Source organism: Bacillus chungangensis, from assembly GCF_030812995.1.
In the GTDB taxonomy this organism is placed as follows: Bacteria; Bacillota; Bacilli; order Bacillales; family Bacillaceae_C; genus Bacillus_CF; species Bacillus_CF chungangensis.
Map to the genome: position 1 here is coordinate 104,093 of NZ_JAUSTT010000010.1, position 12,165 is coordinate 116,257.

At 38.5% G+C, this 12,165-nt stretch carries 11 protein-coding genes; all 11 read right to left on the reverse strand.

Annotation, left to right across the window (positions count from 1 at the left end):
- Window positions 1–11: 11 nt before the first annotated feature.
- The 11 genes from J2S08_RS09975 to panB all read right to left on the reverse strand — a co-directional run bounded on the left by J2S08_RS09975 (window position 12) and on the right by panB (window position 12,049).
- Window positions 12–539, reverse strand: a complete 528-nt coding sequence (locus tag J2S08_RS09975) for a YpoC family protein (RefSeq protein ID WP_307229104.1) — start codon at window positions 537–539, stop codon at window positions 12–14.
- A gap of 1 nt (window position 540) precedes the next feature.
- Window positions 541–1,191, reverse strand: coding sequence for an endonuclease III (gene nth, locus J2S08_RS09980; RefSeq protein ID WP_307229106.1), 651 nt, complete (start codon window positions 1,189–1,191; stop codon window positions 541–543).
- A gap of 116 nt (window positions 1,192–1,307) precedes the next feature.
- Complete coding sequence (locus J2S08_RS09985; RefSeq protein ID WP_307229107.1) at window positions 1,308–2,003, reverse strand: DnaD domain-containing protein; 696 nt, start codon at window positions 2,001–2,003, stop codon at window positions 1,308–1,310.
- Window positions 2,004–2,432: 429 nt separating this feature from the next.
- Window positions 2,433–3,725: an asparagine--tRNA ligase gene (gene asnS, locus J2S08_RS09990; RefSeq protein WP_307229110.1), complete on the reverse strand. Its 1,293-nt coding sequence runs from the start codon at window positions 3,723–3,725 to the stop codon at window positions 2,433–2,435.
- An 88-nt stretch (window positions 3,726–3,813) separates the two neighbouring features.
- Complete coding sequence (locus J2S08_RS09995) at window positions 3,814–4,995, reverse strand: pyridoxal phosphate-dependent aminotransferase (protein WP_307229193.1); 1,182 nt, start codon at window positions 4,993–4,995, stop codon at window positions 3,814–3,816.
- 26 nt (window positions 4,996–5,021) lie between these two features.
- Window positions 5,022–5,498: a cell wall elongation regulator TseB-like domain-containing protein gene (locus J2S08_RS10000; protein ID WP_307229112.1), complete on the reverse strand. Its 477-nt coding sequence runs from the start codon at window positions 5,496–5,498 to the stop codon at window positions 5,022–5,024.
- Window positions 5,499–5,512: 14 nt separating this feature from the next.
- Window positions 5,513–5,683, reverse strand: coding sequence for a YpmA family protein (locus tag J2S08_RS10005; protein WP_307229114.1), 171 nt, complete (start codon window positions 5,681–5,683; stop codon window positions 5,513–5,515).
- A gap of 594 nt (window positions 5,684–6,277) precedes the next feature.
- The gene (dinG, locus tag J2S08_RS10010; protein WP_307229115.1) at window positions 6,278–9,085 is read right to left on the reverse strand and encodes an ATP-dependent DNA helicase DinG; all 2,808 of its coding nucleotides are present in this window, start codon (window positions 9,083–9,085) and stop codon (window positions 6,278–6,280) included.
- Window positions 9,086–9,888: 803 nt separating this feature from the next.
- Window positions 9,889–10,272, reverse strand: a complete 384-nt coding sequence (gene panD, locus J2S08_RS10015; RefSeq protein WP_307229117.1) for an aspartate 1-decarboxylase — start codon at window positions 10,270–10,272, stop codon at window positions 9,889–9,891.
- Window positions 10,273–10,364: 92 nt separating this feature from the next.
- Window positions 10,365–11,213 (reverse strand): pantoate--beta-alanine ligase, encoded by an 849-nt coding sequence (gene panC / locus J2S08_RS10020; RefSeq protein ID WP_307229119.1) that lies wholly within the window; start codon window positions 11,211–11,213, stop codon window positions 10,365–10,367.
- Window positions 11,214–11,215: 2 nt separating this feature from the next.
- Window positions 11,216–12,049 carry a 3-methyl-2-oxobutanoate hydroxymethyltransferase gene (gene panB, locus J2S08_RS10025; protein WP_307229121.1) on the reverse strand — a complete coding sequence of 278 codons (834 nt, stop codon included), beginning with the start codon at window positions 12,047–12,049 and terminating at the stop codon, window positions 11,216–11,218.
- Window positions 12,050–12,165: the final 116 nt, after the last annotated feature.

A 12,165-nucleotide genomic window follows, 5' to 3' on the forward strand; every position in this document is an offset into this window, starting at 1 on the left:
ACTGAATAGTGCTACGGCTTTTTGTTGTTCAGTAGATGTTTCTCTTTTGTTCTTTTCACTGCGATGCGTTTTTGTTGTTCAAGCATGAGAGCCGAAAGCTGTCGAAAAGCAGGATAGGAAAATGGCCGGGCTAAAATAAACTGTAATCTTTCCTCTAAGTTAACAGGCTTCACTGCATAATGCTTCGTTTTTTCCATCCATCCCTGCAAGTGTACTGGTTCCTCATTGCTCCAGAACAAAAACATAAAAAATAAAGCGATGCCATCTACCATTCGAAATTGACTATTTGGATGTCTTGAAGCAAACAGCTCCGTTAATGCTGAATCTATTTTGTCCCACTCAGCTGTCAGCTGTGGAAGCACCTGGTGAAAATCATTCCAATAATCCACATGGTCAAGACCTTGATAAAAAAGCAGCTCCTCCTTAAAATAAGGAGGTTCAAAGATACCCTTATGATGAATCGTTGTTTGGTTTTCCTTATAAAACAACCGATCCTGTAGTTCAACAGGTATATTTATTGTGATCGGTTTTTTCAGCATTTTACCCTTTCCTTTTCATTCTTTTTTTTCCTTCTCGACAAACTTCTAATAACGGGCAAATTTCGCATTGAGGATTTTGCGCTTTACAATGATAACGTCCAAAAAAAATCATACGATGATGGGTGATCGACCATTCATCTTTCGGAATTTTCTTCATTAATGTTTTTTCTACTTCAAGAACGCTATCTTTCCAACGACAGAATCCCAGCCTTTTACTTACCCTTTCGACATGAGTATCAACTGGAATTGCTGGTGTTCCAAAAGCTACAGACACGACAACATTCGCCGTTTTCCTCCCCACCCCTGGCAGCTTCATTAACTCATCGCGGTCATTAGGCACGATACCGCCATATTCTTCAATAAGCATTTGTGACATATTGCGAATGTTTTTGGCTTTATTGCGAAAAAGTCCGATAGAACGGATATCGTTTTGTAGTTCCTCTAATGATACAGCTAAATAATCTTCTGGCTTTTGATATTTTTGAAACAATGCAGCTGTTACTTTGTTGACTAAAGCGTCTGTGCATTGCGCAGAAAGCGAGACAGCAACAACTAGCTCGAATGGATTGGAATGATGCAGCTCACAGTGCGCATGAGGAAACATTTTCCCCATTTCATCCAAGCAATAACGAATTTGCGATTTCGTCAGCAACTTAATTTCCCCCTCTTAAATACGTGGTGTGCAAATATCCGATAAGAACGAAGTGCAAAAAACACTATGGTGTTCTTTAAAAGGAACATTTGTACAACCTTTTCAAACAAAAGTGTCTATTGCTCCAACCAATTGTAGAACGGTACCATATTGGAACTTTTTTTCACTTCAGACGATTTTACACGCTGTTGATGAAATTTTTTTCCGTATTGTCTTGCTTGTTCAATCGTTTTAATTCCGTTCTTTTTCCATTCAAATAAAATTCTATCTATGTAGCGAAAGTTTAGTTTTCCAGCAATTACCGCTTCTCTTAATGCTGATTTTATCATTGCTGCATCATGGAAATCTTGGTCAACCCACATCGCTAACGTTTCACATTCTAGTGGAGATAATGGCCTGCCAAATTCTTGTTCAAATGTAGTATATAAGTTTTCTTCATTTTTTAACTGCTCTTCAAATTGTTTTTCTTTTTTAGATAACATCATTTCATCTACTAATTTATGCCATAAAGGTTTTAAAGAATAGCTCTCAAATCGAATATGATCTGATGAATAGCCCTCTTCAATCGTCAGACACTGCTTCTGAATCAATCTTCGTAAAATATCCGAGCACTCACTCGAAGATATCGTCATTCTTCCTGAAATTTCCTCTAATGTCGGGAAATGTTTTCCTTCTTCAATGAAAGAAAATATTTGCAGCAATATGACAAGCTCTGTTTCATTTAAGCCGAGCTTATGATAATTAGCCATTAGCATTTGCGGAACAACTAGCATTCCTTCTTCCATCCAAGCTACCATCATATCCTTTTTCATCTTGTCCACCTCCACTCTAGTATATCATGATGACGTTTTGAAAAGGAGCTTCCAGCTTGTCACATCATAAAGAGACACTTCTATCAGTGGGGTTTTCTTTCATCCCCCACTGATAAGAAGTAGAACAAATGCTAAGATCGCAGGCGTCCTCGAAACAGAAGATTACTTTTTCTTCGTGCGATGTTCAAGATGCTTTCCTTATTCTGTCAGCCCGAACCAATCGGACATTTATTGGCAGTTATCCCCTACCTAGACTTCTTTGATTCCTCTTACTCCCCGAGGTGGGGGTCTACTGCCAGTTAGATGTGGGATAAAACTTCTATCCTCACTTTATTACTGTAAACATTCGTCCATTCATCTCTTCCAGAAAGAAGAACGCATTATCTCACACGAAGATAATGCGTTCTTAGCAACGGCCTCGTTATAACATTATGGGTAGAGGCGATTTAAAAGTCTAGGAAATGGAATTGTCTCGCGAACATGTTCGACACCAGAAATCCATGCCACAGTTCTTTCTAAACCAAGTCCGAATCCTGAGTGTGGAACTGATCCGTATTTTGATAAATCTAAGTACCATTGATATGCTTCTAGTGGCAAATTGTGTTCTTCCATGCGTTGTTTCATCAGCTTATAGTCATGAATCCGTTCAGATCCCCCAATGATCTCTCCATAGCCTTCAGGGGCAATTAGATCAGCGCATAACGCAACCTCTGGCCTATCTTTAGCTGTCTGCATGTAAAATGGCTTAATTGCAGTTGGATAATGGGTAATGAAAATTGGCTTCTCGTTATTTTCAGCAATCGCGGTTTCATGAGGAGCGCCAAAATCGTCTCCCCATTGAATATCGTCAAAGCCCTTTTCATGTAAAAACTCAATCGCTTCATCATATGTAATACGTGGAAATGGTGCCGTTATTTTTTCCAGTTTTGCAACATCTCTACCTAAACGATCTAACTCTAAGCGGCAATTTTTAACGACTGATTGCACAATATGGGCCACGTATTGTTCTTGAACGACTAAGCTGTCTTCAAACTCATAAAAAGCCATTTCCGGTTCGATCATCCAAAATTCGATTAAATGCCGACGAGTTTTTGATTTTTCTGCACGAAAAGTTGGTCCAAATGAAAATACTTTTCCGAAGGCCATTGCCGCTGCTTCCAAGTATAGCTGTCCACTTTGAGATAAATAAGCATGCTCATCAAAGTACTTCGTATGAAAGAGCTCTGTCGTTCCTTCAGGAGCACTACTTGTTAATATTGGAGGGTCGATTTTTACAAAACCATTTTCATTAAAAAATTCGTAAGTAGCACGAATGATTTCATTACGAATTTTCATAACAGCATGCTGCTTTCTAGAACGCAGCCATAAATGACGATGATCCATTAAAAATTCTGTTCCATGCTGTTTTGGAGTAATCGGAAAATCTACTGCTTCCTTAATGACTTGAAGATTAGTTAAAAGCATTTCATAGCCAAATGGTGAACGTGCATCTTCTTGGATGATGCCAGTAGCATAAAATGCTGTTTCTTGTGAAAGAGATTTCGCTTGCTGAAAGACGCTTTCGTCAACATCACTTTTCGTTACGACCGCCTGCATAAATCCAGAACCATCACGCAGCTGAAGAAAAGCGATCTTTCCACTTGCTCGTTTATTTGTTAACCAAACCCCTATTGTCACTTCCTTGCCTACGTAATCCTTTACTTCTGCAATTGTTACTTTCATCTTCATCTTCCTTCCAATGAACTCATTTTCAAAAAAGCAGATGGAGAAATCATGCTCCATCCTCATAACAAATAAAAACTATCTATTTTTATCTATGCTGCTCAACAAATAAATGAATGCGTTCCACAGCTTTTTCCAACAATTCCATGGATGTTGCATAGGAAAGCCGAATATAATTTGGCGCACCAAAGCCTGATCCTGGAATAACGGCTACCTTCGCTTCTTCTAACAATGCCCCAGCGAATTGATCAACAGATGCAAATCCACTTAATGCTGCTGCGTTTTTTACATTTGCAAATAGATAAAAAGCTCCCTGTGGCTTTAAGCAAGTAACACCCGGGATTGCCAATAATTTTTCATATATTTGATGCAATCTTTGCTCAAACGCTTTGCGCATTATTTCGACCGGCTCCTGTGAGCCCTGATAAGCTGCTATCGAACCATATTGAGCAGGTGTTGTTGGATTTGATGTGGAATGACTAGCTAAATCAGTCATTGCCTTAATAATCTGCTCTTCACCAGCTGCATAACCAATCCGCCATCCAGTCATCGAATGTGATTTGGACACACCATTTATAATGACTGTTTGTTTTTTTAGCTCCGGAGATAGTTGAGCAATTGAATAATGAACATGTTCATCATAAATAAGTTTTTCATAAATTTCATCAGAAATAATGAGGATGTTATGCGCCAAACAAACCTTACCGAGTTCATATAATTCATCCTTTGTATAAACCATTCCTGTTGGGTTGCTTGGAGAATTTATGACGACAGCTTTGGTTCGGACCGTGATCGCTCTTTCTAATTGTTCGGCATTGATTTTGAATTGATTTTCTTCTTTTCCTTCAACATAGATAGGAGTTCCACCGGCTAACTTTACTTGCTCTGGGTAGCTTACCCAATATGGAGTCGGAATGATGACTTCATCTCCATCATTAAGCAGGACTTGAAATAATGTATAAAGGGCATGCTTCGCTCCACTTGTAACGATTATTTCCTTAGGAGAATATTGTAAACCTTGGTCGTGTTGGAACTTTTCAATAATTGCCTCCTTTAGTGCAGGCAATCCACCAGATGCAGTATATTTCGTCTGTCCTTCTTTCATAGATGTACAAGCTGCTTCAATAATATGGTCTGGAGTATTGAAATCAGGTTCACCCGCCCCTAAGCCGATCACATCAATCCCTTTTGCTTTCATTTCTTTTGCTTTTGCAGTAATGGCTAACGTTGTAGAGGGTGTTAAAGATTGCATTTTTTTCGCTAAACTGATTTCCATCATTGTATCCTCCATTTCTTTTACAAATTTTCAATTTTACGCCACCAGTCTCCTGAAGCAAAATCAATGTAATAATAATTTAAACGCTCGTTTTTATCTAAATAAGAAATTTCCCAAATCGGAATATTTTTTTCTATCCCCAAATGGATTCCTAAAATTTCTTTCGGTTTTTTTTCTGCTTGCAATTTCTTCCGAGCTTGCTCTTCTGAAATACCTTTATTATAGCTTTTCACAATCACTTCTTCATCTGCTTTTTCAGGTATCCACACAACTTTTTTTTCCTTCTTTTTATCGTCCCCAATTACAACAAAATATGTTTCGGTACCATGGTATAAATAAAACTTATCTGTTGTTTGTAATCCAGCGACCTCCTTCGCTTTTTGAACGGCAAGTATCTCCGCATCCTGGATTGGTTTTCTTGCCTCTATGTAAATAAAAATCGAAAAACCTGTTAAAACCACTAATAATAATATCATACTAATGATCCATTTTTTCATCTATCATCACTCATTTATGTTCGATATATTGTAAAAATAGCCGTTTCTTTATCATCTGGATCTAATGCAAGTCCAAACATCAGATCTTTTTCTTTTAACGTTCGATTGAGCACATCCACCACTTTGTATAAATCCCCATTATGTGGGATGCGCAACCTGGAAAGAACTTCCACTTTACTTTCCACTGTAAATCCTCCTCTAAAAATTGTTAATCATAGTGATGCTGTTTATGGTCAAAATAAAAGTACTAGAAAACCTTCTACATCATTATAGCAAGGTTTAAAGCTGGTGAATGCTTTTTACTTCGCAAAAACTTCAGAAGTCACAAAGTTGACTAAAGAAATGACTGATAAAATGATGAAAAAGACCATATTTTCTAGTCCACACATCATGTACACCACCATGAGTGGGGGGCAAAAGCCACTCACTCATGGCGTGCTTTATCCCACATCTAATTGGGGCAGACACCCCCACCTCAAGGAGTAAGAGAATCAGAAGCGCGCTAGGTGGGAGATGACTGAAAGTCAAATGTCCGATCGGTTCGAGGCAACAGGATAAGGAAAGCTTCTTGAATCAGCATCGCACGAAGAAAAAGTGTTCTCCTTTTTCGAGGATGTCGGTCACTCAAGCGTTGCGACAGGACAAGGAAGGCTTCGGCAGTGATACATCGCATAAAGAAAAAGTGCTCTTCTTTTTCGAGGACGTCGCGCTTTTAGCTTGAGATCCTTTGTAATAGGAGATAAGAGAAAATCCCTACTTAGGGAAGTTTCACTTTATTTTCAATCTCTTGAAAGAGAAAGCCATTTTTCAATGCTGTCCACCATTTCCTCTAGTGATCCCCGTTCAATTGTTAACTTTGGAAGTGAATAGAGAAAAGCCTTGCCATAACTCGTTGTTTCAATACGTCGGTCAAAAACAATCACGATTCCCCGGTCTTTACTGCTTCTAATTAAACGGCCAAAGCCTTGTTTAAAGCGGATAATTGCTTCGGGAAGTGCATTAGCTGTGAAAGGATTTTCGCCTTGTTTTCTTAAATAATCATGTTTAGCCTCCGTCATCGGCTCGTCTGGGGGCGTAAAAGGCAATCTAACCATCACCAAACAACTTAAATCATCTCCGGGAATATCTATCCCCTCCCAAAAACTATTTGTGCCGAATAAAATTGCTTTCTCAAATAGTTGAAAGTTTTTTGTTAAGCGGGCACGGCTTCCATTTGAAATGCCTTGTGCAATTAGCATAAAATCATGCAGCAACTCACTTTCCTTAATTAAATAATATGTTTTTCGCAGCATCTCATGAGAAGTGAAAAGGACGAGCATGCGCCCTTTCGTTGCCTGAGCAATTCCAATTAAATGATTAGCGAGTGATTCTACGTAGGCATCTTGTGAAGCGTCACGAATTTCCGGCACTTCACTCGGAATCAGGAGTTTAACCATTTTATCATATTCAAAAGGAGAAGCAATTCGCTTTGTCAGAATAGAAAATGATTGCAGTCCTATTGCTTCCCGCATATACCGAAAGGAATGCTGAACCGTTAAAGTAGAAGACGTCATGACAATACTCTTTTTTTTGGCAAAAAACGACTTTTCTAATTTTTCCTTCACCGTTACAGGCAATGCTTGAATGACCATGCTGTTTGGCAATGCCCTTGCATCTCCTTCTACCCATACGACATCTGTCAGCTGAGGAGAAATGATTAAGGAGTATATTTGTTCAGATAATTGTTCAATGCGGTCCAAAAAACTGAAACACTCTGCTATCAATGCTTTTTCATGATCTTTTAGTTCTTTTACTTTTACAACTTTTAATCTTTCTGCTATTCCCGTATAAACCCGTTTTAGGAACGCTATATTACGTTCTGCACAATCCACGAGCGGCTGCCATTCTTTACTTTTGCGAAACAAAGAATCAACCCGAAATTGGCATTTATGATGCTTCTGTTTCGAATGTCTCATCATTATTTGCGCCATGATCATAAAAAGATCATCCATTTCCAATTCTAAGGCAGTAATTGCTTCATCGATCGTTCGTGCTTCCGTAGTAGTCGAAATACCTTTTTTATCCAATAAATATTGCAATTTGCCAAACAACTGCTGCTTTTCCATTATTCCTATTTGACTAAGCAAGTATTTGCTATTGCTATAAGCAATTTTGCTTGCAAAATGTGTGCGTGCTGCTTGTTCTAAATGATGTGCTTCATCAATAATGGCATAATCATAGTTCGGGAAAAATGTATTTTTTTCCACAAGATCTTGCAATAGCATTGCATGGTTTGTAATTACTAAATCAGCCGCTTGTGCCTCCTGGCGAGCATGCATATAAAAATCATAAGCAAGCCATGGGTCTTTTTGCTTTGAAACATGCCAACCTTCATGTTTAATACGCTCCCAAAACAATTTCCCTCCGCTTGATAAATGCAATTCGTCAATATCTCCAGTTGTTGTTTGTGTAAGCCAAACAAGAATCTTCATTTTAGCTACGACATGATCATACTGTTCATCTGCCTCGTACAATGTTTGTTCAAATTTGAACAGATGAAGATAATGGGATCGTCCTTTTAACAACACAGTTCGAAAGGAAAAAGGAACAAGTGCGTGCAGCGTTTGTATTTCTTTTTGCAGCAGCTGATCTTGCAATAAAATTGTATGCGTACTTACAATAACAGGGGTTTTTTGTTTCATTGCATAAAAAATGCTTGGCAGTAAATATCCCAACGATTTTCCAATACCTGTTCCCGCCTCGATTAGCGCATGTTTTTTGTCCTCGAAGGAAGAAAAGACAGCATCCATCATCTCAAACTGTCCTTCACGCAATTCAAATTGCGGCAGCTTTTCTTTAAACAGCTGTTCTTTCGCTTCGTTTGTATTTGGATATTCGCTCGTCTCTATTACAGCAGCAGTTTTGCGGGTCATCCCTTTTCTTTTGAGGGCAATACCGCGATATATTTCTAAATCTGCCGAAATTTGTTCTACTTTAGTCTTTTTTTCCTGTAAAATATGATGTAATAATAAATACAGATCACTTTGTAGATGATGAGATAGCTTTAACAATTTTTCCAATGTAACGGATGGAAGTTCTTCCAATTGACGCCAAAACATTAAGAACAATTGTGCTGTAGCAAGTGCGTCGCTATCTGCTTGATGCGGACGCTCATGGGTAAACTGAAATGCTTCTGTCAAGTCAACCAATTTATAACTTTCCGCAGTCGGCAAAACAAACCAAGCTAATTCTACTGTATCCATCTTTGCAGGCTGAAAGTGATCAAAACCCGCATTCTTCAGTTCTTTCTGTAAAAAATAATAGTCAAACTTGACATTATGTGCTACAAAGATTGCATTTTCGAGCATTTTAAATAGATGTGGGGCAATTTCTGCAAATAGCGGTGCATCTTTCACCATGCCGCTATGAATACCAGTTAACTCTTCAATGAAAATAGGGATTGGAATTTCCGGATTCACAAAAGAAGTAAACTGATCCACAATTGTTTGATTTTCAATTAAGACAGCAGAAATTTGAATAATACGATCCCCTTTATCTGGTGCATTTCCAGTCGTTTCTATATCAACGACGACAAAGCGATGTGTCATCATTCTCCACCTTTTCCATTAGTGAACGATTATTGCCTCGTCCACTTCTACTAATGAGGATACTCAGCCCTCCAATGAAAAGCAATGTCTACTTGCATTAGTAGTGATTTTTTTCATCCTTATAAATAGGATTTCAAATAAAAACACAACATCCTCAAAAAAGAAAACCGTTTTTTCTGTGCGATTTGTTGCTCGTACAAGCTTCCTATCCTATTGTAACAATTGAGTTTCCTTCGATTTAGAAGGACACGTTTTCCGGACAATGTTACTTCAGGGAATTTGTTTGCCACTTCGACTTTAAAACTGTTAAATGTGGGACAAAAAATGCAAATTTTCTTCTTTTCCAGTGTATCATAGAACATTCATTTTCTTCTACTGCTTCTAAACCCATTCTTTTCGTTTACTGTCTTAGCATCCTATTTTTTAACTATATTTTATGTGACTATGCAACTTCATTACTCTACTTGATATTTTTTCAGAATGTTAGGCTAGTATTGACAGCCTAAAAAGATAAAGTGAAATTTCCATCAGTGGGGGTTTTCTCTTATCCCCTATACAAAGGATCTTAAGCTAAAAGCGCGACGTCCTCGAAAAAGAAGAGCACTTTTTCTTCGTGCGATGCTGGTAGAAGCTTTCCTTATCCTGTTGGCCCGAACCAATCGGACATTTGACTTTCAGTTATCCCCCCACCTAGCGCTTCTGATTCCTCTTACTCTTGAGGAGGGTCTTACTGCCAGTTAGATGTGGGATAAAAAAGAGACTGATTCCTTTTTTGCATCAGTCTCATAAAGATTTTTATTTTTTTAAATAACCGTTGCTTCTGGCTCTAAAGCAATCATCTTTTTCACACGATTGTTTTGATCCATGAGTGCAATCTTTGGTTGATGTGCTTTAGCCTTTTCTGCTTCGACTAATGCATAAGAGATGATAATAACAATATCTCCCACCTGTACTAATCTAGCAGCTGCACCATTTAAACAAACAACACCACTGCCTCGTTCGCCAGGTATGATATATGTCTCAAAACGGGTACCATTGTTATTATTGACAACTTGTACTTTTTCGTTAGCTGCCATATCCACCGCATCTAATATATCTTCATCAATCGTGATGCTGCCAACATAATGCAAGTTCGCTTCTGTTACTGTTGCGCAATGGATTTTGCCATTCATCATCGTTCGAAACATGTATGTCTCTCCTTTTTGACCAATTTCTCTCTCTTCATAGTATTTGAAAGGTTGTATTATCTTTATTTACAGCAGCAGTTAATTCAGCCTGCTTATGGAATCTCCAAAATCAAGTTATCGATTAATCGCGCTTTCTTGAACCTGACAGCAATTGCAATCAATATCATTCCGTGAAGAGAAGCCGCTTCTTTCAATGTTGGGTATTGGTAAATTTCAACATATTCAACTTGTGCATTTGTATGCTTGTTCAAACAATTTTTAACAAGATGGATAATTTGTGCAGGCTTCCTTTCACCTTCTAAGATTGCCTTTTCGGCCTGCTTTAAGCTCTTGTAAAGTACTGCAGCTTCTTTTCTTTCTGTGTCCGTTAAATATACATTACGTGAGCTCTTCGCCAATCCATCTGCTTCACGGACTGTTTCGACACCTACTAATTTGATTGGAAAATCTAAATCTTGTATTAATCCATCCACTACAGCCAATTGTTGAGCATCTTTACGTCCAAAGTAGGCGCGATCAGGCATAATGATATGAAAAAGCTTTGTTAAGACTGTAGCAACACCGTCAAAATGTCCAGGACGGTTATTACCACAAAGAACATTTACACGTTGCTCAACTGAAAGCTTAATAGATAACGGATAGGGATACATTTCCTCAACAGATGGAACAAAAAGATAATCTACTTCTGCATCGGCTGCAAGCTGTTCATCTCTTTTTTGATTTCGAGGATAGGCATCAAAATCTTCTTTCGGCCCAAATTGTAAAGGATTGACAAAAATACTCATGACAACAATGTCATTTTCTTGACAAGCATGCTTAACGAGAGCAAGATGTCCTTCATGAAGGTAACCCATTGTTGGTACAAAGCCAATTGTTTTTTGCTGTTTTTTTTCAATTTTTAATAACTGTTGTAATTCCGCCTTTGTTGTTACTACTCGCATTTTTATACTCCTCCATAAAGAGCTTGCAGCTCCTCCGTTTTCATCGTAAACGTGTGCTGCTGCTGTGGAAATTCACCATTTTTTACATCCTGGACATACTGGGAAATTCCTTTCTTTATCTCATCGTTTACTTGAGCATATTGCTTTACAAACTTTGGTACTCTCTCTACTCCATAGGAAACTACGTCATGAAAAACAAGTACCTGACCGTCAGTACCTGCACCAGCACCGATTCCAATCGTTGGAATCTTTACTATTTTGCGAACTTGTTCTGCAAGCTGCCATGGGACGCATTCCAGTACTAAAGCAAATGCGCCTGCTTCTTGGCACTGTAAAGCATCATCTATAAGTGCTTGTGCTGCAGCCGTAGTTTTTCCTTGTACTTTATAGCCGCCAAGTACACCGACCGATTGTGGTGTTAATCCTAAGTGTCCAACTACAGGGACCCCAGCCGTCGTCAATGCTTTGATCATCTTATTTACTTCACCGCCGCCTTCTACTTTTACAGCATGAGCGCCGCCTATTTGCATCAGCTTAACAGCTGCTTCCAATGTTTGTTCTCTACTTAGATGATACGTCATAAATGGCATATCAGTAACAATGAATGTGTCTTTTGCGCCCCTTTTAACGGCTTTAGTATGGTGGATCATGTCATCAATCGTCACTGGAATCGTTGATTCATAGCCGAGAACGACCATGCCTAATGAATCGCCAACTAAAATCATGTCCACTCCTGCTTGCTCAGCTAATTTCGCTGTTGGATAATCGTAAGCTGTAAGCATCGCGATTTTTTCACCAGCTGTTTTCATGTGTATAAAATCCGTTGTTTGCTTCATTTTTTCTTTTCCCCTTTCTTCTTAGAGGAGACGAAACAAGTACTAAAAGCTAAAAAGAGCCCTTCTGAAAAGACAGAAGGACTCCAAATAAGCTTTGGATTTAGCATTCGTTTAAA